The 23,910-nt window shown below is 31.8% G+C and carries 25 protein-coding genes and 1 pseudogene; 7 read left to right on the top strand and 19 right to left on the bottom strand.

Annotation, left to right across the window (positions count from 1 at the left end; translation table 11 throughout):
* Nucleotides 1-61: 61 nt before the first annotated feature.
* The 9 genes from cobA to HYI43_03035 form a co-directional block, all read right to left on the bottom strand.
* Nucleotides 62-1,006, bottom strand: coding sequence for a uroporphyrinogen-III C-methyltransferase (cobA, locus tag HYI43_03075; protein UDI77580.1), 945 nt, complete (start codon nt 1,004-1,006; stop codon nt 62-64).
* Complete coding sequence (gene nirD / locus HYI43_03070; protein UDI77579.1) at nt 997-1,311, bottom strand: nitrite reductase small subunit NirD; 315 nt, start codon at nt 1,309-1,311, stop codon at nt 997-999. The genes cobA and nirD overlap by 10 nt, the downstream gene beginning before the upstream one ends.
* A 3-nt stretch (nt 1,312-1,314) precedes the next feature.
* On the bottom strand, nt 1,315-3,726 hold the full coding sequence (locus HYI43_03065) for an NAD(P)/FAD-dependent oxidoreductase (protein ID UDI77578.1): 2,412 nt from the start codon (nt 3,724-3,726) through the stop codon (nt 1,315-1,317).
* Between the two features lie 364 nt (nt 3,727-4,090).
* Nucleotides 4,091-4,807: a sirohydrochlorin chelatase gene (locus HYI43_03060; GenBank protein UDI77577.1), complete on the bottom strand. Its 717-nt coding sequence runs from the start codon at nt 4,805-4,807 to the stop codon at nt 4,091-4,093.
* Between the two features lie 195 nt (nt 4,808-5,002).
* Entirely contained in the window at nt 5,003-5,824 is an 822-nt protein-coding gene (locus tag HYI43_03055) for a formate/nitrite transporter family protein (GenBank protein UDI77576.1), read from the bottom strand.
* A gap of 145 nt (nt 5,825-5,969) precedes the next feature.
* Nucleotides 5,970-6,152, bottom strand: coding sequence for a hypothetical protein (locus tag HYI43_03050; protein ID UDI77575.1), 183 nt, complete (start codon nt 6,150-6,152; stop codon nt 5,970-5,972).
* A gap of 65 nt (nt 6,153-6,217) precedes the next feature.
* Complete coding sequence (locus HYI43_03045) at nt 6,218-6,691, bottom strand: SRPBCC domain-containing protein (GenBank protein ID UDI77574.1); 474 nt, start codon at nt 6,689-6,691, stop codon at nt 6,218-6,220.
* 217 nt (nt 6,692-6,908) lie between these two features.
* Entirely contained in the window at nt 6,909-7,424 is a 516-nt protein-coding gene (locus HYI43_03040) for a YceI family protein (protein ID UDI77573.1), read from the bottom strand.
* 294 nt (nt 7,425-7,718) lie between these two features.
* Entirely contained in the window at nt 7,719-8,240 is a 522-nt protein-coding gene (locus HYI43_03035; GenBank protein UDI79259.1) for a TetR/AcrR family transcriptional regulator C-terminal domain-containing protein, read from the bottom strand.
* Between the two features lie 176 nt (nt 8,241-8,416).
* Between HYI43_03035 and HYI43_03030 the strand changes: the two genes are divergently transcribed.
* Both HYI43_03030 and HYI43_03025 read left to right on the top strand, forming a co-directional pair.
* Nucleotides 8,417-9,148: an ABC transporter ATP-binding protein gene (locus HYI43_03030; protein ID UDI77572.1), complete on the top strand. Its 732-nt coding sequence runs from the start codon at nt 8,417-8,419 to the stop codon at nt 9,146-9,148.
* On the top strand, nt 9,145-10,227 hold the full coding sequence (locus HYI43_03025; protein ID UDI77571.1) for an ABC transporter permease: 1,083 nt from the start codon (nt 9,145-9,147) through the stop codon (nt 10,225-10,227). The genes HYI43_03030 and HYI43_03025 overlap by 4 nt, the downstream gene beginning before the upstream one ends.
* A gap of 89 nt (nt 10,228-10,316) precedes the next feature.
* Here the strand turns inward: HYI43_03025 and HYI43_03020 are convergent, their stop codons facing one another.
* Both HYI43_03020 and HYI43_03015 read right to left on the bottom strand, forming a co-directional pair.
* On the bottom strand, nt 10,317-10,913 hold the full coding sequence (locus HYI43_03020; GenBank protein UDI77570.1) for a thioredoxin domain-containing protein: 597 nt from the start codon (nt 10,911-10,913) through the stop codon (nt 10,317-10,319).
* Nucleotides 10,914-10,937: 24 nt separating this feature from the next.
* Nucleotides 10,938-11,300, bottom strand: a complete 363-nt coding sequence (locus tag HYI43_03015) for a DUF4467 domain-containing protein (protein UDI77569.1) — start codon at nt 11,298-11,300, stop codon at nt 10,938-10,940.
* A gap of 258 nt (nt 11,301-11,558) precedes the next feature.
* Here HYI43_03015 and HYI43_03010 point away from each other — a divergent pair, with 258 nt between their 5' ends.
* Nucleotides 11,559-12,803 (top strand): aminoacyltransferase, encoded by a 1,245-nt coding sequence (locus HYI43_03010; GenBank protein UDI77568.1) that lies wholly within the window; start codon nt 11,559-11,561, stop codon nt 12,801-12,803.
* A gap of 74 nt (nt 12,804-12,877) precedes the next feature.
* Here HYI43_03010 and HYI43_03005 read toward each other — a convergent pair whose 3' ends face one another.
* From HYI43_03005 to HYI43_02990, 4 genes are all read right to left on the bottom strand, one after another.
* Nucleotides 12,878-13,609: an amino acid ABC transporter ATP-binding protein gene (locus HYI43_03005; GenBank protein ID UDI77567.1), complete on the bottom strand. Its 732-nt coding sequence runs from the start codon at nt 13,607-13,609 to the stop codon at nt 12,878-12,880.
* Nucleotides 13,606-14,325: an amino acid ABC transporter permease gene (locus HYI43_03000; GenBank protein ID UDI77566.1), complete on the bottom strand. Its 720-nt coding sequence runs from the start codon at nt 14,323-14,325 to the stop codon at nt 13,606-13,608. The genes HYI43_03005 and HYI43_03000 overlap by 4 nt, the downstream gene beginning before the upstream one ends.
* Entirely contained in the window at nt 14,306-15,103 is a 798-nt protein-coding gene (locus HYI43_02995) for a transporter substrate-binding domain-containing protein (GenBank protein ID UDI77565.1), read from the bottom strand. The genes HYI43_03000 and HYI43_02995 overlap by 20 nt, the downstream gene beginning before the upstream one ends.
* 183 nt (nt 15,104-15,286) lie before the next feature.
* Nucleotides 15,287-16,750: a multidrug efflux MFS transporter gene (locus tag HYI43_02990; GenBank protein ID UDI77564.1), complete on the bottom strand. Its 1,464-nt coding sequence runs from the start codon at nt 16,748-16,750 to the stop codon at nt 15,287-15,289.
* A gap of 167 nt (nt 16,751-16,917) precedes the next feature.
* On the opposite strand from HYI43_02990, the gene HYI43_02985 reads away from it, so the two are divergent.
* Complete coding sequence (locus tag HYI43_02985) at nt 16,918-17,031, top strand: putative metal homeostasis protein (GenBank protein UDI77563.1); 114 nt, start codon at nt 16,918-16,920, stop codon at nt 17,029-17,031.
* Nucleotides 17,032-17,142: 111 nt separating this feature from the next.
* On the opposite strand, the gene HYI43_02980 is transcribed toward HYI43_02985, so the two are convergent.
* On the bottom strand, nt 17,143-17,829 hold the full coding sequence (locus HYI43_02980) for a 2,3-diphosphoglycerate-dependent phosphoglycerate mutase (GenBank protein UDI77562.1): 687 nt from the start codon (nt 17,827-17,829) through the stop codon (nt 17,143-17,145).
* Between the two features lie 441 nt (nt 17,830-18,270).
* Here HYI43_02980 and HYI43_02975 point away from each other — a divergent pair, with 441 nt between their 5' ends.
* Entirely contained in the window at nt 18,271-18,777 is a 507-nt protein-coding gene (locus tag HYI43_02975) for a hypothetical protein (protein ID UDI77561.1), read from the top strand.
* Between the two features lie 67 nt (nt 18,778-18,844).
* Here the strand turns inward: HYI43_02975 and HYI43_02970 are convergent, their stop codons facing one another.
* The 3 genes and pseudogenes from HYI43_02970 to HYI43_02960 form a co-directional block, all read right to left on the bottom strand.
* On the bottom strand, nt 18,845-19,726 hold the full coding sequence (locus HYI43_02970) for a cation transporter (protein UDI77560.1): 882 nt from the start codon (nt 19,724-19,726) through the stop codon (nt 18,845-18,847).
* A 200-nt stretch (nt 19,727-19,926) separates the two neighbouring features.
* Nucleotides 19,927-20,309 (bottom strand): annotated as a pseudogene (locus tag HYI43_02965) (GtrA family protein).
* A gap of 28 nt (nt 20,310-20,337) precedes the next feature.
* Nucleotides 20,338-21,810 (bottom strand): hypothetical protein, encoded by a 1,473-nt coding sequence (locus HYI43_02960; GenBank protein UDI77559.1) that lies wholly within the window; start codon nt 21,808-21,810, stop codon nt 20,338-20,340.
* Between the two features lie 133 nt (nt 21,811-21,943).
* Here HYI43_02960 and HYI43_02955 point away from each other — a divergent pair, with 133 nt between their 5' ends.
* Complete coding sequence (locus HYI43_02955; GenBank protein ID UDI77558.1) at nt 21,944-23,089, top strand: glycerate kinase; 1,146 nt, start codon at nt 21,944-21,946, stop codon at nt 23,087-23,089.
* Nucleotides 23,090-23,106: 17 nt separating this feature from the next.
* Entirely contained in the window at nt 23,107-23,886 is a 780-nt protein-coding gene (locus tag HYI43_02950; protein ID UDI77557.1) for a hypothetical protein, read from the top strand.
* Nucleotides 23,887-23,910 lie beyond the last annotated feature (24 nt).

Here is a 23,910-nt window from a genome sequence, read left to right as displayed (position 1 = left end):
AAAAAGAAAAAAGCCGGACATAATTCATGACGAATTCATTGTCCAGCTTCATAGAGATGACTTATAAATGGATATATTTAATTTTATTGTTATGAATCATTTGTTTATAGAGTTGCTGTTGTGATGGATGGTAACTTTCATCAATATGCAATAAGCAACGATGGCCTATTTCAGCTAATTCTTCAGCTTTTAACAAAGCGTCCTCTTTTGAGCCATGGATAACGTATATTGTGTCATCTTCATTACTCTCATGTTCTTGTACCATTACTTCATTTTTATCAATGTGATTGACAATGTCACCTAATATACAGATACCTGGCTCACCTTCTAAGTTAAGATGCTGTAATTGCTGTTCAATCGTGCTTAATTTACCAATAACAACCCGTTGGTTATAGCACGTTGCATTAAAGACAATTGCAATCGAATAATCTTCCATAGTATATGCTTTGATTTGTTCTATGATACGGCCCAATCGTTTAATTCCCATATAAATAGCTAACGTACCACCATTAATGAGATTACGAATATCCGTTTCTTGATTGATTGAATCTTTGAAATGACCTGTCGAAAATGTAACACTTGATGCTACTGCTCTCATTGTCAAACCTAAGTCCATTGTTGCAACAGCAGCACTCGCTGACGTGACACCAGGAATAATTTCATAGTTAATGCCATAGTCTTTTAAAGTATTTACTTCTTCAGTAACACGACCAAATATCGCTGGATCGCCACCTTTAAGACGTATTACCGTTTGATACTTTTTTGCGGCCTCAACGATTTTCAAATTAATCTCGTCTTGCTGAATATGTTTCGCATAAGGTTTTTTCCCTACATCAATGATTTCAGCATCAGCTGGTGCATATTGAAGTATAAGCGGGTTTACTAAACGATCATACAGAATAACGTCTGCTTTCTTAATGCATCGCTCTGCTTTTTTAGTTAAAAGGTTCGGATTACCAGGACCCGCACCAATCAAATATACCTTTGCTTTCTCATTTATAGACATACATAAACGTCTCCATCGATGACTTCAACTTGATATGTTTCCACACACCCCGTATCTGGTTCTTGTACTTCGCCACTTCTCAAATCGATTTTTTGATCATGTAGTGGGCAATAAACATAGTCACCACTCACTGTTCCTTCTGATAAAGGCCCTTGTTTATGAGGACAAATATTATTAATTGCATGAATGTCTCCACTTTCAGTTAAGAAAATGCCAATTTCTTTACCATCAACAATTACTTTTTTACCAATTAATGGTGTTAATTCTTCTAATGTCGTAACTTTAACTTTTTCCATAGATTTCATCGTTTACACCCTCTCAACTTCAAAGATTTTTTGAGCTTCTTTATCTTCAACGATTGCTTCCCAAGGTTCGCCATGTCCATCAATCGCTTTTTTAGCATCCATAATTCTATCAAATAATTCTTTTTGACGTTCAGGATCTAATAACACTTCTTTGACGTTTTCAAAGCCTAAACGATTTAACCAAGGTGCAGTTCTTTCTGCGTAAATACCTGTTTCACGATAATATTGCATTAATGCACCACATAATTGGATAACATCATCTTCTGTTTCAACAGTCGTTAACAATTTACCTACAGTAACGTCTGTACCTCCGTTACCGCCAATATAAATTTGATATCCATTTTCTACTGAGATAACACCAAAATCTTTAACACCAGATTCAACACAACTACGTGGGCAACCAGATACACCCATTTTAAATTTATGTGGTGTGTCGATGTATTCAAATGTTTTTTCTAAACGAATACCTAAGCGTGTAGTATATTGTGTACCAAATCGACAGAATTCTTTACCGACACAACTTTTAACAGAACGTGTTTTCTTACCATAGGCTGATGCTGAACGCATACCTAAATCTTTCCAAACTTGAGGTAATTCTTCTTTTTTCAATCCGTATAAACCAACACGTTGTGAACCTGTTACTTTAACTAAAGGTACGTTGTATTTTTTAGCAACTTCGCCTAATCTAATCAATTGATCAGCATCTGTTACGCCACCACGCATTTGTGGAATAACAGAGAATGTACCATCATTTTGAATATTAGCATGGTAACGTTCATTTGCGAATCGTGATTCTTTTTCATCTTGGTGATCATGCGGATATACCATATTTAAATAGTAGTTAATTGCTGGTCGACATTTAGGGCAACCATTTTTATCTTTGAAATCGAGTACATGACGCACTTCTTTAGATGTTTTAAGGCCTTTAGCTCTGATTTGCGTAACAATTTGATCACGTGTTAAGTCTGTACATGCACAAATACCAGTTGGTTTTGCTGCTACAAAGTCATCACCTAATGTGCATTGTAATAACTCACCGATTTGACCTTTACATTTACCACATGAGTTACCTGCTTTTGTTGCTTTTGTTACTTCATCAACAGACGTTAGACCTTTCGTAGTAATTGCATTCACGATCGTACCTTTGTCAACACCATTACAACCACAAATCGTTTCATCATCTGGCATATCAGCGATTGATGTTACCGCTTCTTCTCCGCCTTTGTATAATAATGAAACTAATGTATAGTCTTCTAAAGATTCATGTTTTTTCATCATGTTATAAAATCTTGAACCATCGTCAGTATCACCGTACAACACAGCTCCAACAACTTGACCATCACTTAAATACACTTTTTTGTAAATGTTATCTACACTATTGAAAATTTCAATGCCATGTACATTATCATTTTCAACAATTTGTCCTGCACTGTATAAATCACACCCAGATACTTTTAATGAAGTGAACGTTGTAGAACCTTTGTAGCCTTCTGTTTCTTTACCAGTTAAGTAGTCAGCTAACACTTTACCTTGTTCATAAAGCGGTGCAACTAAACCATATACTTTGCCATTATGTTCTGAACATTCACCGACAGCGTAAATATTTGGATCTGATGTTTGTAAATAATCATTAACGACGATACCTCTATTCACTTCTAGGCCTGCATCAAGTGCAACTTGTGTGAATGGACGAATACCTACTGCCATAACGACTAAATCTGTTTCAATCACTCTTCCATCTGCCAATTTAATCGCTTCAACATCATCTTTACCGATAATTTCTTTAGAGTTTGCTTGTAATTCGATATTCATACCCTGGCGTTCTAAATCTGCTTTAAGCATACCACCCGCTTTACGGTCTAACTGCATTTCCATTAGCCATTCTGCTAAGTGTAATACAGTAACTTCCATACCTTGGTCCATAAGACCTCTTGCACATTCAAGTCCTAACAATCCACCACCAATTACGACTGCTCTTTTTTTCGTTTTAGCGATGTCAATCATACGTTCAGTATCTTCGATTGTTCTCCAACCAATCACACTTGGTAAATCAGAACCAGGTATTGGTAATACAAATGCACTTGAACCAGTTGCAAAAATACAGATATCGTATTTAACTTCAATACCTTTTGAAGTTGTTACCGTTTGAGCGGAACGATCAACTGTTTCAACTGGATCGTTAACAATTAACTGAATGTTATTTTCTTCATACCATTCATATGGATTCATGATTGTTTCTTCAACAGTCATTTTCTTTTGTAAAATATTGGACAACATAATTCTGTTATAATTTGGATAAGGTTCTTTACCAATAATTGTAATATCAAATTGAGTGTCTGAACGTTCAAGTATTTCTTCGATTGTTCTTAAACCTGCCATGCCGTTTCCAATCATTACTAGCTTTTGTTTAGTCATAAAATATGCCCCTTTTATCACTTAAAATTTACTTATTTTCTATTTGCAATATCCGTTATTATTAAATGTTTGAAATTCAACATTGATTTCTTCACTGCTATTCTATAACAAATTTCCTTCATAATGTGATGAATTTCACAAATTGATGTAAAATCGGGGAATTCCCTTATGTCCGATATAGCCTAGGCAAATAGTATACTGAAGCTTAATTCAACGTTTATTTATGCGCATTATCATTGATTGCAAGGAACTCTATATGCGTTTTTTCAATATAGCGACCATACATTTTCAAATGGTTAACCTAATAATCTACTATCATAATAAAAAAGAGCTGAAACACCATTGTGCCTCAGCTTTTTAGATGCTATTCGAATGTTAATTGATTTAAACGTTCACTGATAATTTCCTTCAAAATATTGTCGAAATTAATAGACGGTGTAATATGAAGTGTCCCCTTAATCTCCATTTCTGAAATAAGTCGTTTTACCTTATTCACAAGTCGTCCATCGTATAAGAACATCGGCACCACAATCAGTTCATCATAGTCTTGCGAAAGTTGATCTAAATCATTTCTAAAAGTAATATCACCATACAACGTACGACAATAAATAGGTACTGGCTGATTCATTTTTTCACTAAATTCCTTCAACTCATCATGCGCTTTCGTATATGAGAAACTGCCATGGGCAATTAATACAATCGCATAATTAGAGGGTGAAGTAATTTCAACATCTTGAATACGTTTTTCAACTAAATCAACCATATAGTCATGTGTTCCAAGTGGCTCACTAATCTCATAACTTATTTCTGAATGTTCTTTTTTGATACGTTCTAGAATTTCAGGAACATCAACGATATAATGCATTGCTGAAAAGATTAATAGGGGTACAACTTTAAACTTTGTTTCACCTTGCTTAATTAAACGACCTATTGTATTTTCGATACTCTTTTCTTCACTTTCAATAAACGCGAGTTCATATTCATACGTTTCATCACTAAGTAAACGGTCTAAGAATTCCCCTAACGCTTTATTTTGATCACCTTTTCTCATGCCATGCGCCACTAATATATTCGCTACCAAATGTTTCATCCCCTTTATAATGGACTATTTTATTTTTGAAAATGAGTTCATTGAAATTTATAATGTTGATTAAAATGATATGTTTTAACTAATGTTTAGTCAACTCTTATACTAATGTTATTTTACTTTTCATAAAGAAAAAAGGTTGTGCTATCAACTCACATTTCGTGACGATAACGCAACCTTCTTATCTTATTATTTAGATTTCAAACTATCACGTGTGCCATTAAGATATGCATATACCATCCCTACAAAGATGCCACCACCAATGTAGTTACCTATTAAAGCGAAAACGATATTTTTTGCAACATCTAACCATGACAATGCATCTATATTGTAAAACATCATTCCTGCATACAATCCAGCATTAAAAACAACGTGTTCATAACCCATAAATACGAACACTATTACACCTGCTGCAATAAAGAATGCTTTTGCTAAGCCTTCTTTAAATAGCATAGAAACAAAAATGCCAATATTAATAAAGAAATTACAGAAAATACCTTTAACTAGTATATTTAACCATGTAGATTCTACTGTTTTCATATGTACCGTTTTACTTAGACTAGCAATCATTTCAGGTGTCATAATGTGAGTACCTTTCATTAAAAAGAATAAAATGAAGCCCCCAATTATATTACCGATAAAGCAAAATAAGAAAATAAATAACATTTTATTAATCGATATTGCTTTATAATACCAGCCTACGGTTAAATACATAAAATTACTTGTTAATAATTCAGAATTAGTCAATACAATTAATGCTAAAGCCAAACTAAATGCAATCGCACCTAATAAATTAACTAAGCCTTCATTTGTTCCTGCAAACTGTGTTTTAATAGCTAACATAAATACAGTCACAATAGCTAATAAAAATCCTGACATTATGGCTTTTAAAGCATAACGTCCAGGTGTTTGAGTAGCCATAATCTCTTTGGTTTGTACTTGATCTACAGCCGCTTCAACAATATGTCGCGTAGCATGCGTGTCATCAATCGTTTTGTTGTTCTTCAACATTTACGCTCCCCCTATAACTAGTAAAAATTACTTCCCAATTATATATTGATAAGTTCTACAATCATAGCGTTTATTTTAAAATTGCTCATAAAAAGAGACAGAAATCTAAAATTGCTCAAAGATTTCTGTCTCATTCACAGTATATTTACTGCATTCGTTTAAATTTAGATAAATAACGTAAGCCACAGGCAAAGATACCGTATCCTAAGACTGTTCTTAAAATGTATTTAATCGTAGAACTACCGATACATTTTGAATTTAATAATAATGAAGGTATTAAAGTACTAAATGAAAATAATACTAATACTTTTAAATATCTTGATTTCATTTTATCAACCTCTTTTCACCTTCATTATATCTTAAATTATTTCCCAAAAATTGACATCCTTATGACTATTTTCGTTTTAATAATTTTTCAAGTTGGTCTAACGTAGAATTCATACCCGCTTCAACGCCCATATCAAGTGCTTGTTGAGCGGCATCTTTCGAAGGAAAGACGGAAGTTGATGTTACACTCGTGCGTTGTTCTGATTCTGAAGTGAAATCCATGAAAATTTGCATACCAGGTAACGTCGTATCTTTTTCACCTTGAGACGTGGCAAAGAAATCAAAGTATTCAACATGATTAGGTTTATCCACCCGTTTATACTCTGTCAATGTATAACTTGTTTGTTCTGGCATTTCTATCGCAAAGAAAGCGTCACCACCGGCAACTGGATTAAAACGATAAACCTTTGTTTGTCCACCTTGAGGATGGAACCATTGTTCAAATAGTGATTTCGTAGTATAAGCGTCAAAAACATCTTTTATTGGTGCGTCAAACGTTCTAGTAAATATGATTTTATTATCTTTTATCTGAATTGACATATATATCCCCCTAGTTACTTTTTTAAAATACTCTCTATGAATTTAACAGTTATTTATTTTAAATACAAAAATATAATTAAATGTCTTCAAGTTAGCCAAATAGATTTAACATTTTCATTAAAAAATACTAAGAAAAACTCCCCTCAAATTCAACATTTCATCAATGCTTGAATTGAAGGGAGTGTGTGATATATCGAATGGCGACTATTATTTATGATTAGTCTTCAATTGGGAATTCTAAATCGAATTCAACATTTAAATCTTTACCTAATAAGAAACCACCAGTTTCTAGTTGTTGATTGAATGTAATTCCATATTTTTCACGGTTAAGTTCACCAGTAATAACTAAACCAGCAGTATTTTTACCATTTAATGGATTTAAACTAATGCCTTTGTAATCTAAATCAAATGTTTCTTCATGTGTTTGATCTTTCATAGTTAAATTACCAGTTACTGATTTTTCATCAACTTTTGTAATTTCAAATTTAATTTCTGGATATTTTTCAACATCTAAGAAATCAGCGCTTTTAAGATGATTATCACGATCACCTACTTTAGTGTCGATTGAATTTGCTTGTACTGTAAATGTACCTTGTAATGAACTTAAATCATTGAAATCACCTGTGATGTTAGCGTCAAATTCATTAAAACGTCCTTTAACGTTTGATACTACTAAGTGTTGAATAGAAAAGTTTACTCCTGAATGTACTGGATCTAAATTAAAATTAGCCATGTTTACATACCTCCATTTTTTAAATTATGAAACTACATCACTAAGAAGAAGTTTTATAGTTTGTATAATTATTATACTTAGTATAATAAAACAACTAACTCATAATTACAAGTAAAAAACCTCGAATTTGAAATATTTTTATTTTTTGAAGATCTTTTTGGCTATGCAATGTTAAAAGTATCTTTAAACTTATTTATTCTATCTAGTTCTTCTCTTCCCATTTTTTGTAAATATAATGTTATATAAATATGAAAAAATGGGACAGATTTCACTGTCCCCGCTGATTTTACAATGTTATTTAAATGCTGTTGTAAATAGTTTATTCATAATTGAAGCTATTTCTTTAGGTGTTTCGATACAACCTCGCTTCACCCAATCTTGTAAAATACCAAATATCGCATTACTCATAAATATAAGTAAAAAATATTTTTCCTTAGTCGTTAAAGTCTTTGTATTCAATATAGGCACCAATTTTAATTCAACATTATATTGTAATATCTTCTTCATTTGTAGATGTGCTGTCTGAGCACTGTCATCGCCTAGTAATAGTAATATTAATTTACCTTCATCTAACCAATATTGAATAATTGTTTCAATAAATACATGTTGATTAGGAAATTCTTTTTTTAAAATTTCTTTTTTTCCTTTTTTTAAAAGTGAATTTTGATAACTAAAAATAAAGTCATTTTTATCTTTATAGTGGGCGTAAAATGTTGTTCTACTAATGCCACTTTCTATACAAATATCCTTAATTGTAATTTTATCGAATTGCTTTTTTTGTAATAATCTAATCATGCCATTTTTGATATTATTCATTGTATTTACAATACGTTTGTCAGTTATTTCTATATCAGACAATTTAAATCCATCCTTTTTCCAAACATTTAAACTAAAAATGTTCAGTTTTGATAAAAAATAATCCCAATTCACTTAAAACTATTTATATTAAATATATAGAAATTATAAAACATGTCAATTTAGGAGGTACATCTATGACTACTGAAAGCGTTGCTAATTTACATGAAGCTATTAAAACATATGGTAATCACAAAGTATTGAATGAAATTAGTTTAGATATTTATAAGGGTGAACTTTTAGGTTTAATAGGTCCTAGTGGCTGTGGTAAGACTACAACCATTAAATGCTTATTGGGCATGGAAAAGCTCACATCAGGTTCTACTGAAATTTTTAATAAAACCATGCCTAATCGTAAAATACTTAATAAAATCGGCTATATGGGACAAACTGATGCTTTATATGAAAGTCTCACGGCCTATGAAAACCTTGAATTTTTCGGTCATTTAGCTGGATTAAAAGGACAATTATTAGATAAAAATATTCACGAAAGTATGAAATTAGTTGATTTAGAAGATGCGTTAAGTCGCAAAGTTGCAAATTTTTCTGGTGGAATGAAACGTCGTTTGTCTCTTGCAATTACACTACTTTCACAACCAAACTTAATTATTTTAGATGAGCCCACTGTTGGTATAGATCCTAAATTACGTAATCAAATTTGGAGTCAGTTAAAAAATATGACTAGTGAAGGTAAAAGCGTGATTGTAACGACCCACGTCATGGATGAAGCAGAACGGTGTGACAAAGTTGGATTAATTGTAAATGGGGAACTATTTGCTTTAGACACCCCTGATCAATTAAAGAAACAATTTAATGTTAAAACAATTGAAGAAGTATTTATTAAAGCAGAGGAGGCAAATCAATCATGAGATTATTCGCCGTTATCAAAAGGGTCATTAAAGAATTACTAAGAGATAAACGCACACTCGCTTTGATGTTTCTAGCTCCTATTTTAATCCTCACGCTCATGTATTTTATATTTAATGGAGATGATGAGGATATCAAACTTGGCGTCGATCAATCTGTTTCTTCACACATTACGAATAATCTACCTAGTAAAAATTTAGATGTTAAAAATTATCATTCGACACGTGATATTAGAGCAAAGATTGAAAACAATAATTTAGATGGGTTTATCTATCAAAATGGCAAAACAATGCATATTATTTATACGAATGAAGATCCAAATAAAACGTCAGCACTAAAACAAATGATTAGCCAATCAATTCAAAAGGATAAAATGAATAATATCAAAAAAATTTTAGAGAAAGCGCCGATGATTAAAAACAAAGAAAAAGATTCAACTATTTCAATTGATAACACGTATTTATATGGTGATGCTAATAGTAGTTACTTTGATAAAATGTTTCCAATTTTAATGGGATTTTTTGTTTTCCTATTCGTATTCTTAATTTCAGGTATTGCTTTACTAAGAGAACGTACAACTGGAACGCTTGAACGCGTTTTAGCAACATCCATACGTCGTAGTGAAATTGTAACTGGCTATTTAATAGGTTATGGCATTTTTGCCATTATTCAAACTTTAGTGATTGTCTTATTCTCAATCTACTTACTAAATATAGACCTTGCTGGAAGTCTATGGTACGTTATTTTAATTAATATTTGTTTAGCTATCACTGCTTTGTCGATGGGTATTTTCATCTCAACTTTTGCAAATTCTGAATTTCAAATGATTCAATTTATACCTCTAGTTGCGGTTCCACAAGTATTCTTTTCAGGTATTTTTCCGCTTGAAAATATGCCTAGTTGGCTAAGTAATATAGGGTATTTATTCCCATTACGTTATGCGGGTGATGCATTAACAAATGTTATGATAAAAGGGCAAGGTTGGTCTCACATATGGTTTGACTTATTAATTATTATTATATTTATTGTCATTTTCATTATCTTAAATATTATAGGTCTTAAAAGATATAGAAAAGTATAACAAAAAGAGACTTCAGGATAGATAGACAAATGAACGAACAGTCATTGTCCGAATATCTATACTGAGTCTCTTTATTTATCTCGTTAAGACTATAAATATTTTTTCCATCCACCCACTGTATATGGATCTTTTACTTTTTTGCCATTAATAAATACAGTTGGTACAGATTTAATATGATTATCTTCTGTTAATTTCTTTTGTTCTTCTGCTTTTTTCCAAGCATAGCTATTTTTAGATTTATACTGTTCCTTAATTTCAGATTTTTGATTATTAGTTATGTCTAACTTATCAATTTCCTTATCAAGAAATTGCTCTGTTAACCATTTTTTATCTTCATCTTGTTGGTTTTTAAAGATATTATGTTGAAAAGTTAAATATGCTTTTGGTGCAATTTTTTGTACAGCATTACCCGCTCTTGAACCAACAATAGAGTCTTTATCTAGAAATCCAGCATTTACAAATTGATACTCGACTTTATTAGTATCAATATAATCTTTTTTTATTGTTGGTATGACTTTTTCTTCAACTTTCTTACAATATGGACATTTGAAATCACCATATTCTACAATTAAAATCTTACCATCTTTCATTTTAGGTGATGTCTTCTCTTTTTTGTTAGTGGAACAAGCACCAATAACAACTAAAAGAACCACTAATACACTTACTATTAATAATAGTTTCTTCATAGATGCTCCTCTTTTGCATATGGATTAATTCATATTTTCCTCTTTATAGTCTGAATCATGTGATGCGATATATTTTTTTGTATCAAAGTTTTCAAGATATTTGGCTTTCTTTTTACCTTCAAATTCATAAGTAAAATAATGAACTTCTTCATTATTACTCAATGGTTTATAGCTAAGTACGACATATTTGCCTTTTTCAAAAACATAAATATTCGCATCTTTTCGATCAAAATGTTTTACTACATCGCCGTTATCATTTTTAGCCATTTTTTCTTGCTTTTGTTCTTGCAATTTAACAGCTTTATCTATTTTACTTGTATATTTATCGTTACCACAAGCTGCAACTAATAATACACAAACACCTAATATCACTAGTAACCTTTTCATAAATTCACTCCTAAAGCTTAATCAATATTGTTATCTTTAATTATACTTCATTTGCAAATACTATCATACAATGGTTTTAGTGTATGCGCTAGTTTATAAAAAAACTAATTTTGCAATGATTCCAACTATTATTTTTTAAAATTTAAATTCTAACTACTACTAAAGTATTACTCAATTTAATAACTAATTATGTGTAATATCTAATGTAATTTGCTAAAATGAAATGTAATTCTTAAAAATACAGAGGAGTAGATTATCATGAAATTCGTAACTTTAGAACCTGGAGAATTTGAAAAGTTTACTAAAGAAAACTTTTCTCATTATACTCAATCCAGAATACATTATGAAAATAGAAATGAATTAAAAAATGATGTACACGTTGTGGGTGTCAAAGACGACAACGGAAACGTGATTGCTGGAACATTAATGACAGAAGCACGCGCATTAAAAATTTATAAATACTTTTATACACATCGTGGTCCAGTAATGGATTATAGCAACATTGAATTGGTCCACTTTTTCTTCAAATCACTTACAGAATATTTAAAAAAACACAACTGTTTATTTGTATTGGTAGATCCATACATCTTAGAAAACTTACGCAATGCAGATGGTGAAATCTTAGAAAGCTATGATAATCGTGCTGTTATAAAAACATTAGAAGACTTAGGCTATAAACATCAAGGTTGGTCTGTTGGATATAGTACAATGAGCCAAATTCGTTGGTTATCTGTATTAGATTTAAAAGACAAAACAGAAGATCAATTATTAAAAGAAATGGACTATCAAACACGTCGTAACATAAAAAAAACATATGAAATGGGCGTGAAAGTAAGAACATTACCAATGGAAGAAACAGATACTTTCTTCGAATTGTTCCAAATGGCTGAGGAAAAGCATGGTTTCAAGTTTAGAGACAAACCTTATTTCTATGAAATGCAAAAAACATACGAAGACCATGCTATGTTAAAACTAGCTTATATTGACTTAAAAGATTATTTATCTACCCTCCAACAAAAACATGATGATTTAGCAAAACAACTAGCTGATGTTGATAATATGTTAAAAGAAAGTCCAAACTCTAAGAAAAATAAAAACAAACGTACACAAGTACAACAACAACTCGATAGTAATGAACGCAAACTTAACGAGACAAAAGCCAAAATTTCAGCTGAAGGCGAAATCTTAAATCTAGCAGCTGCGCTTTACTTATATAACGACCATGAAGTTTATTACCTATCCAGCGGTTCTAACCCTAAATATAATGCGTATATGGGTGCGTATCGATTACAATGGGAAATGATTAAATTCGCGAAAGAACATAACGTTGATCGTTATAATTTCTATGGTATTACTGGAGACTTTAGTGAAGATGCTGAAGACTTCGGTGTACAACAATTCAAAAAAGGATTCAACGCAAATGTGTATGAATATATTGGTGATTTCATCAAACCTATCAAACCTTTCGCATACCGAGTGATGCAACTTTTAGATCGTAAATAAACATGATAAAAAAATATTTCAACTAAAAAAAACTTCCTAAAGTACATGTAAGTACTTTAGGAAGTTTTTTTTTATTAGTCTTCATTGATTACATTTAGGAAACGACGTAATTCTTCAGTCTTTGGATGATTGAACATCTCGTCTGGAGAACCTTGTTCACCAATACGACCTTCATGTATAAAGACAATTTTATTTGAAACTTGACGTGCGAAACGCATTTCATGCGTAACAATGACCATTGTCATTCCTTCATCAGCTAATTCTTTGATTACACGAAGTACATCATTAACTAATTCAGGGTCTAAAGCAGATGTCGGTTCATCAAACAACATCACTTGTGGGTTCATTGCTAATGCTCTTGCAATAGCCACACGTTGTTGTTGACCACCTGATAAAGCATGTGGACGTTGGTCTTTAACACTCGTTAAACCAACTTTTTCAAGCAAGTCCATTGCTTTTTCTTTTGCTTCTGCTTTATTCATTTTTTTAACAGTTACTAACCCTTCCATCACATTCTCTAAAGCTGATTTATGTGGAAATAAGTTATAACTTTGAAATACCATACCCGATTGCTTGCGTACGCTTATTTGAGACTTTTTATTATTAGCAGTGTAACTTGTTCCGTTCACACTTACATTACCTTCAGTCGGAATTTCTAAAGCATTAATCATACGTAACAACGTCGTTTTACCAGAACCTGATCGTCCAATAAGTGTCACGACTTCCCCTTTGCCTACGTTTAAATCAATACCCTTAATGACTTCTTTATCATTGAATGATTTATGGATACCACTTAATTCAATCATGAGTTATACCCTCTTTCAATATATGATTCATAGAAGCTTTGAATTACTGAAATGATGAAACAGATAACCCAATACATGACTGCTACAAGAATATAAATAGTGAAATATTCATAAGTTGTAGACGCAACTTCTTGAGCTTTACGGAACATTTCTGCTACCAAGATAAATCCTAATAATGATGTATCTTTAATTAAACTTAAGAATGTATTACCTAAAGCTGGAATAGATACTCTGATTGCTTGCGGTAATATAATACGTTGTATGGTTTGACGATAGTTCATACCAATTGAGTAAGCTGCTTCAGTTTGTCCCTTAGGAATTGAAATAATACCACCACGGATAATTTCTGAAGCATAAGCACCTACATTAAGAGATAAACCGATAATGGCAGATAGTACAGATGATAATGTCCATTGTTCATCAGCATCACCTGTCATCAAACGTCCTAATTCTGGAATACCATAAAAGATGATGAACAATTGTACAATCATTGGTGTCCCACGAATAATTGAAACATAAACACGTGCTATACCTTTTAAAATCTTGCTATTAGAAATACGCATTAACGCTGTAAATAAAGCAATAATTAAACCGATGATAAACGTAACGATGGTAATTGGAATAGAATATTTTACTAATCCTTCCAACATTGGTCCAAATGCTTGCCCTGCCGCATCTAATGCATGTTGTTGTTGACTATTTAGGCTCAGAAACATTTTCACCAAACCATTTCTTACCAATTTTTGCTAGTTTACCATTGTCTTTTAATTTTTTAAGTCCATCGTTGAAATCAGAAACGACTTTACTATCTACATCTTTAGAGAAAGCAAATCCTGATTTACTTTGTTCAGCATTACCTTTAATTGCTTTAATTTTAGCGTTAGATTTTTGTTTTTTGTAATCCAAGTAAGATAAGCTATCGTTAAATGTACCATCAACACGATTAGATAATAATAAGTCCATTGCTTGGTTGAAGCCATCAACTTTAGTAATATCTGCACCTTTATCTTTCGCTAATTGACCATAATTTGACGTAAATGTTTGTGCCATTTTTTTACCTTTAACGTCATTAAATGATTTAATATTTTTTTCGTTGTCACGAACTACTAATACTGCACTTGAATAAGTGTAAGGATCAGAGAATTTATATTTTTTCTCTCTGTCTTTATTGATACCTACTTGGTTTGCAATAACATCAAAACGTTTAGCATCTAAACCAGCAAACATTGAGTCCCATGATGTTTCGTTAAATTTAAGTTTGTATCCTTCTTCTTTTGCAACTGCTTTAATTACATCAATATCATAACCAGTTAACTGGTCTTTTTTATTATGGAATGAGAATGGTGCATATGTACCTTCTGTCCCCACTTTAAGTGTCTTGCTATCACTGTTACTGCTTGATTTAGAGTCACTGTTTTTATCAGATGATCCTCCGTTACCACATGCAGCTAACACAAAAATAAGTGCCAAAGCAACAAATAAAAGTCTTTTCATCAATCATTTCCTCCATATTCCTATTAGATTAGTCAGAATAAATTAATTCTAATCTCATAGGTAGGAATAGTCAATATTTATTTACAGCATTCTAAGTGTTCAGAATGTTTGGATATTATCGATCATAAAAAACACCACATTTATTCACGTAATTGAATGAATAAATATGGTGCTGCACTATTTTTAAATTTTAGATACTTTACTTTCTGCTTCTGATTCTAATTTTATTTTCCGTTTACTTTTGATTAAAAATGTAAGCAATAAACTAATAATAGTTATAATCACTGCAAACATAAACCCAGCATGATAACCATGTAGCATCGCATCAATTTTTATTTGTCCCATCATTTCTTTTTTATCCATACCGTGATAGTCACTCATCGTCGGTTTGAAATTTTGACTTGCTGTACTCAAAATTGTAATTAGACCTGCTGTACCAATTGAACCAGCAATTTGTTGCACAGTATTCGTCATAGAAGACCCATGTGCATTTAACTCAGGCGTCAATTGATTCATTGTGTGCGTCATGATCGGCATTAAGCCTAAAGCAATACCAATCATACGAATTGCATAGACTGTCGCTAAAACAATTGTAGATGTATGTTCATCCATGATCACAAAATATGACGTTGTAGCAATGACAATTATCATACCAATGATTGCTAACACTTTAGCACCAAATGTTTCATATAACCAACCTGAAATAAATGACATAATCGCCATTACAATGGCACCTGGTAGTAAAATCAAACCAGAATCGACCGGCGTTCGTCCTAATAAGTTTTGTACAAACATCGGTAGCACTGTTTCTGAACCAATCATTGAAATCATAGTTACTGCCATGATTGATATACCAACTGCGAACTCTTTATTTTTAAAGACTTTGAAACTTAACAACGGTGTATCTAAGCGTTCTTGACGCCAAATAAATATGCCGACTAGGATGATGCCACCAATTATAGTTGTTAAAACAATTGGGTCATCCCAACCATCACTTGAGATTGAACTTACACCATACAACAAACCACCAAAACCTAGAATGGATAGCGTAATAGATATCATATCTATTGGTGCTTTTACATTTGTACCAACATTTTTAATTACTTTTAATGCAATAAGAAAAGTGATTGCTGATATTGGTGCAACGATATGGAATAGTGATCTCCAATTGAAGTACTCTACCAAATAACCTGATAACGTTGGACCAATTGCAGGCGCTAATCCAATAACTAAACCGAACATACCCATATATTTACCACGTTCATGCGGCTTAAAAATATCCAATATCGTAGTCATCATTAGAGGCATCATGATGCCAGAGCCTAATGCTTGAATAATACGTGCAAACAATAGCACTGTAAAATTAGGACTAAAACCACCTAATATCGTACCTATAAAAAAGATAACGATTCCTGTAAGAAATACCTGTCTTGTTGTATACCTTTGAATAATAAATGCTGATAATGGTATAACAACTCCATTTGTTAATAAGAATGCTGTTGTTAGCCACTGAACTTGCGAATATTCAATATTGAAATCTTTCATAATTCTTGGCAAAGCTGTCGTTAACAATGTTTCATTTAATAAGCCGAAGAATCCACCTAATAACATGGTAAAGATCATGATCAATTTCTGTTTATGTGTCACATTAAAACCTCCCATCTCGTTTTATTTTTCAAGAGATATATTTGCTCATTATACAGATTTTTATTTTTATTTCACATAGATTGTTTATAAATTTTTATAAATCGTAATAATTCCTATTTACTTTTCTTAAAATTTACTATATTCTATTTAAAAAGGAGGTCTCAAACATGAAACAAGATTTACAAACAGCACGTCGTAACTTACATAGTCCTAACATCAAAACAAGAAAGCGTGCACTTAAAATTATTAAGCAACATAAGCGTAATCGTAAATCAGCTTGATGATATCCTTTTTTCTTCCATAATAACTCCTAAAAAAAGAGTAGGACTTTGTATCCTGAGACATTGATTTACCTCCCAGGCTCTGGTCCTACTCCTTTTTATTTTTACCGTTTATAAATAATAATGATCAGTTACATTTAAATCATCATCTAATTCATAAATAAGTGGTGCACCTGTTTTAATTTCGTATCCGATAATATCTTCATCAGAAACATTATCTAAATATTTGATTAAGGCACGGATAGAATTACCATGTGCTGCAACCAATACAGTCTCCCCGTCTAATAAATGTTGAGAAATTTTATCTGTCCAAATTGGTACCACACGTTCTAACGTTGTTTTTAAACTTTCAGAATATGGCATCATACGATGGTCTAAATGACGATAACGACGATCTTTTAAGTAAGACTCGCGTTGTTCTTCAGTTTGTGCTGGTGGTTTAACATCATAAGAACGTCTCCATTGATGTACTTGTTCTTCACCAAACTCTTTACGTGCTTCATCTTTATTAAGTCCTTGTAATTTACCATAATGGCGTTCATTTAAACGCCAACTTTTATGCACTGGAATCCACTCTTGATCTGATTCAGCTAATAAATATTGTGTTGTTTCCAATGCTCTTGTTAATAATGAAGTATAAGCGACATCAATCTCAATACCACTTTCTTTCAATTTACGACCAGAAGTAATCGCCTCATTACGACCTTGTTCTGATAATTGAACATCTTCCCAACCAGTAAATAAATTTTTTGCATTCCATTCACTTTGACCGTGACGGCATAATATTAATTTTGGCATAAAAAACACCTTCCTGTACTGGAGTCTAAATCATAGATTTCAATAAAACTTCCATGTTAATAATCTATAATTCTAACTTCAATCTAAATTTACTTCCCTATGCTTAGAAACTAAATGTGCTCTTTCTATCTAATATCTACATTATAAAACTATTTCAAAATTTTTCATAATATATGGGTTTCATAATCTCATTGGAATAAATGACGTTTGTTTGTCATGTTTGTTATCTGTACTACATCTCTGAAAATAACTTTTGATATGGCAGTAACCTACGTCATGAAATGAAGTGTTATAGTTTATTTACCGTAATCAACAGCAAGACAAATTGGGATACTAAATTTGGGAAGTTTTCTTTTAGAACATTACTTTCATCAATTAAAAGATAAATGATATTCCCAAATTATTTAAAAGCAAACCAATTATTAAAGGAGAATTTTTATTATGAAGAAATCAATTTTTGCATTAATGACAATGGTATCTTTAGGTGCCGCAGGACTAGAATCAGGTCAAGCACATGCGAGTGAACTTCCATCGCATCAACATAATCAACCATATCAATATAATATGCAGCAGAATCAATATAAACAACAGCCACAACAACAAAATGGCATGACTTCAAATACGACAACAACAACTTCAAGCGATTCATCATCAAGCAGTAGTGCTTCAAATAGCGATAGTGATTCAAGTGAAAGTACATCATCTGTATACAAGCGTTTTATAGCAGCTGGTGGTACTGAAGAACTTTGGGAAAAAGTTGTGTTACCAGAATCAGGTGGTGACCCTAACGCTTCAAATGGCCAGTACCACGGTTTAGGTCAAACAAACCAATCTTGGGGATATGGCTCAGTTGAAACACAAACTAAAGGTATGATTTCATACGCTAAAGAGCGTTATGGTTCAATTGAAGCAGCTATTAGTTTCCGTGAATCTAATGGTTGGTGGTAGAGAACAAAAGCGCAGGATGGAAATCTATTTTAACAATAAGATTTCTATCCTGCGCTTTCTTTTATATTTAATTGTTATCATGTATAAGCGTATCTGGTTCAGGATGAACATAGACTGAAGATATACCTTTACTATGTAAATGTGATTCTACTTTGTCGCAAATATCATGTGCTTCTTGCAATGATAAATTCGCATCAACAACAATCGTTACATCTAAAAATATACTACTTCCATGATAACGCCCTTTTAGATTTGTGACATCTTTTACATCTTTTACTTCCAATACCTCATTACGATATTCTTCTAAATCTTTTTCATTAAATCCATCACTAAGTGCAAAAATAGATTCCTTAAATATCCCAAAGCCCGTATAGATAATTAATAAGCCCAGTAAAGTTGCCAAGATCACATCGACAATAGGTAAACCAAACTGTGTAAATACCAATCCTATGGCTGTACCTATACTCACTAGCCCATCAGATAAATTATCTTTAGCTGCAGAATCTAAAGAGCTGCTCTTTGTTTTTTTAGCGAGTCTTCTATTAATAGCATAGACCCCAATCATAATAAATCCACTGATTAAACTAATAACAATGGTAATTGCATTGGGCGTATGATGTTCATGTGTGAATATGCGAGGTGCATTTTCGATTACAACCTGTATCCCTACAAACATAATAATGAATGAAACTAAAAGTGTGGATATATTCTCAGATTTCAAATGGCCGTAAGGATGATTCTTATCTGCAGGTTTTATTGAAATTTTGAGTCCGACAATGACTGCTATAGATACTACAATATCTGTCATATTATTTAATGCATCTGCTCTTACTGCCGCAGAATCGTATACAAATCCGGTTACATACTTTGAAATGGATAAGATAATGTAAACGACTAAACTTAAATAAGCACCTCTTTGTGCCAGTTTAAGATTTTCACTTTGAGACATTGGTTTAACCACCTTAAAAGCTTTAATATCAATAGTATGGACCATAAAAAAATACATGACAACGTTTTTTTATTTCTATATTTTTTATAAAAATGAGCTAACTATTTTATTAGCAAGTCCTAACTTTCTGAATAATTTGTATACATAAATTAAGCCCTATCAAAGCAATGGTTTATACTTTGATAAGGCCTCTAAATTCACTATGCATCTCTTAAAATCCATTTAGATAAAATGAATGTAATTGGTATTGTAATAATCAAACCTACAAATGGTGCAATTTCAGATGGGAAATCAAACCATCTTACAAAAATAAATAATAATACAGTTTGCATGCCCATATTAACTACTTGAGTTAAAGGAAACTTAAAAATTTCTTTAACGTTGGTTTCACTTTATACACAAAATAACAATTTAAGTAGTAAGAAATAATAAAACTAACGATAAAACCAATGATGTGACTAATCATGTAGTTCACCTTAAAAAGTTCTAAAAATAACAAATACACTATGTAATAATCAAGCGTATTTATACCACCTACAATAATAAATTTAATGATTTCATAGTGTGTTTGCGTTAACCTCATTTTGAATCTCCTTTGTCGTTTTTATATCTTATTCTTCAAACGGCAATACTTTTATCGTTCTCGCATCAGAAATTTTATGAAATTCTCTAAAGTTGGATTGGTCATTTTCGTCGGTAGGTGTTATTTCATAAAAATAATTTTCATATGGCAGATGCGAAATTTTGACTAATTCCTCATTGTTACTTAATTGTGCTTTAATATCTTCATTTCTCTGATCATTCAGTATGTGTAAATCTGTAAAAATAAATATATAAATTAAAGCAACTATAAGTATACAACTTTTTAATATCTTGTAGTGAATTGTCGATAGAAAATCCGCTTCAATACATAAAATCACAGTAATCATTAACATTAAAACATATGCTAGATAAAATTGTTTTACTGTGACTTCTGCAATAAGAAAAGTGGGTAATACACTCACAAGTATAGAGATGATTGCCATGCTAACAATTAAACGCATATCTCTTTTGCTAATAACAATACTACAAGCAATACTCAAACTAACAATAAACAATGCGCAGATGATTAAGTGAATAATATTGAATGGCATTGTAGTAGCTACTTGTTTAAGATTAAACGGAACATAAATAAATACTCTATATAATGGTAAGATGCTTAATCCACATATAAGTATCATTTGTTTCAACTTAGAATAATGTTGAAAGACTTTATTGTTCAATAAAAGAAACAACAATAATATCGTTAAAATGGAAATGATAATGATATTGTTAAAAAACAGATATTGTGGAATATCTTTAAATAATGTCGTCTCCAATTTATGTTGAAGCCCAAAAATGTCTAAATGTTCCCTTAAAGATTTAAAACTCGAAAACATATTTATATATTTGTTATTTAATAACATACATAATGCGCCACATAATGAAATCATGAAGCCTAAGACTAAATTAAAATTAAGTTTGTGATTGCTATATAGATAATATACTAAGCCAATACAAATCATCACACTATTATAAAATGTTAGAGGTTCCGCAAACCATTGTCCCACCAAACAAATCAGCCAAAACAGTGCTATCTCGATTCGTCTTATATTACTTTTATTGCTAATAACTTTAATTATAAAATTAAGTAGATTTAACGACAAACATGTTCCGAAAACATAAGTATAAAATAATTCGAAGTTACCATAACTTTGAGCAAATAACGTATTGGGTATAATAAGTAATAAAGTGCTTATAAGTATGACATATTTGATTGAAGTGAAATTACCCAATACATTCAATATACTAAAAATCAGTAAAATAGAAATGAGTGCGTAAACCATTACTCTAAAGATAACGAATTGAACACTTGCAAATTCTAATAAATTACTTAGGTATCGACCATTGAAATTATCAAAAGCACTATCGATGATTTGCATGCCTTGCGTCGATCCCCAGAACCAGTCTGTACCATGCAATGGAATAATATATCCTAAATAACCATAAAACAGTGTTAGCGCAATTATCCAGATGTAAAATTCATGTTGTTTTATTCTTAACATATTGTTCTCCTTTATTCTGTAAGTCATTATCAGTAAGTCATCAATATAGATATTTTATATTATTATATTCATTTTTTATTAATTACGCATTTAAATATACAATTTTGATTAATATTAAGGAGTGCTTTTCAAAATGAAATTTAAAAAAATCGTCATTGCTACAGATTCCTTTAAAGAGAGTATGTCAGCTAAACAAGCTGGAAACGCTATTCGCCAAGGCTTCATGAACGTCTACGGAGATAAAATGAGCTACGATGTTATACCTATGGCTGATGGTGGCGAAGGTACGACAGACGCTTTAAGAGAAGCGTTAAATGCGACGTCATATACCGTAAAAGTACATGATCCCCTACATCGTCAAATTATTGCAACCTATGCACGTTCACATGATGATTCAGTAGCTATCATAGAAATGGCAGCAGCTGCAGGATTAGATTTATTAACAAACGAAGAACGTAATCCACTCATCACTTCAACATATGGCGTTGGCGAGCTTATTTTTGATGCCTTAAAACACGGTGTCACTAAAATAATATTAGGCATTGGAGGAAGTGCGACTAACGATGGTGGCAGCGGTATGCTTAGTGCATTAGGCGTTAACTTTTTAGATGCACAACATAAGAAATTAAAGCTTGGTGGCGGTTACTTATCTGATTTACAGCATATAGATATTTCAAATTTAGACCCTCGATTAGCGAATGTCACTTTTGAAGTTGCCTGCGATGTAACGAATCCTTTATTAGGTGACAATGGTGCAACTAAAATATACGGTCCTCAAAAAGGCGCAACGTCTAAGATGATACCAAAGTTGGATTCCGCACTAACAACCTATCATGATATGATAGAAGCAGAACTTCACAAGAATGTTAAAGATATTCCAGGTGCAGGCGCTGCTGGAGGACTTGGTGCAGGTATACTCGCTTTCTTCAATGCCTCATTATCTAAAGGCATTGACATTGTCCTAAAGGAAACTCACTTTTCAGAGAGCGTACAAGATGCAGATTTAGTTATTACAGGTGAAGGTAAATTAGATGCACAAACGATTTATGGAAAGACGCCAATTGGTGTAGCCAAAGCAGCGAAAGTTTACGATAAACCAGTGATAGCGATATGTGGTAGCTTAGGCGAAGATTATCAAACTGTCTATCAACATGGCATTGATAGTGTCTTTAGTATGATTGAAGCACCGGATGATATCTCTATTCTATTGAAAAATGGAGAACAAAATATGACACGCACAGCTGAAAATATTGCAAGATTACTTAACCAAATCATTTAATCTATGAGGTGACTAACATGAAGCGAACTGATAAATATAAAGATTCATACAAATATGATGAACAATATCGCAAAAATAACAAGCAAAGTAATGACACGTATTATCGTCAAAAACGTCGTTCTAGTGAAAAAGATGAACGTTATAATGATTCAAATTATCGCGATAATCGACGCTATGATGATGATTATGATGACAATGAAAGATATCATCCACGCAATGAACGTTATGATGAGGATGGAAATAGATATTATAATGATCGTGACTTTAGACGTGAGCAACAACTAGAAGAGGAAAATGAAAAGAATAAAAAATCAAAAAAATGGCTAATAGCCATTGTAGCTATCTTACTTATTATCTTGGCTGTCTTCGCAACAAGAGCACTCATTCACAACAATAGTAATAATGATGCACAAACAAGTAACAATTCTAATGATAATAATGTTTCTAAAGATTATCAGAAAGAAGTTAAAGACCAAAATGATAGTATTAAAAAACAAGTTGATAGTGCGAAAAATGATATTAAAGACAAAGTAGATACAGATTCACGTATTCAACAAATTCAAAATGAAGTGAATAATTTAAAAAATAGCGAAAAGAATGGTGAAGATTCTAAATTGACTAAATTCTATCAAGATCAAGTCAATAAATTAAAAGAAGCCAATAACGCACAACAAAATAATGAAAGTGAAAGCAAAGTAAACGATTTACTCAACGATGTGAACTCTAAATTCGATGATATTAAAGAGAAATTGAACAGTATTCTTAACAATTCAAATGATAGTAATTCACAACAATAATTTATTTTGATTGTAATCGAGGTA

The sequence above is a fragment of the Staphylococcus taiwanensis genome (assembly GCA_020544305.1).
Taxonomy (GTDB): domain Bacteria; phylum Bacillota; class Bacilli; order Staphylococcales; family Staphylococcaceae; genus Staphylococcus; species Staphylococcus taiwanensis.
Note: the sequence above shows the minus strand (reverse complement) of the source record. Positions and strands in the feature narration are given on the sequence as shown.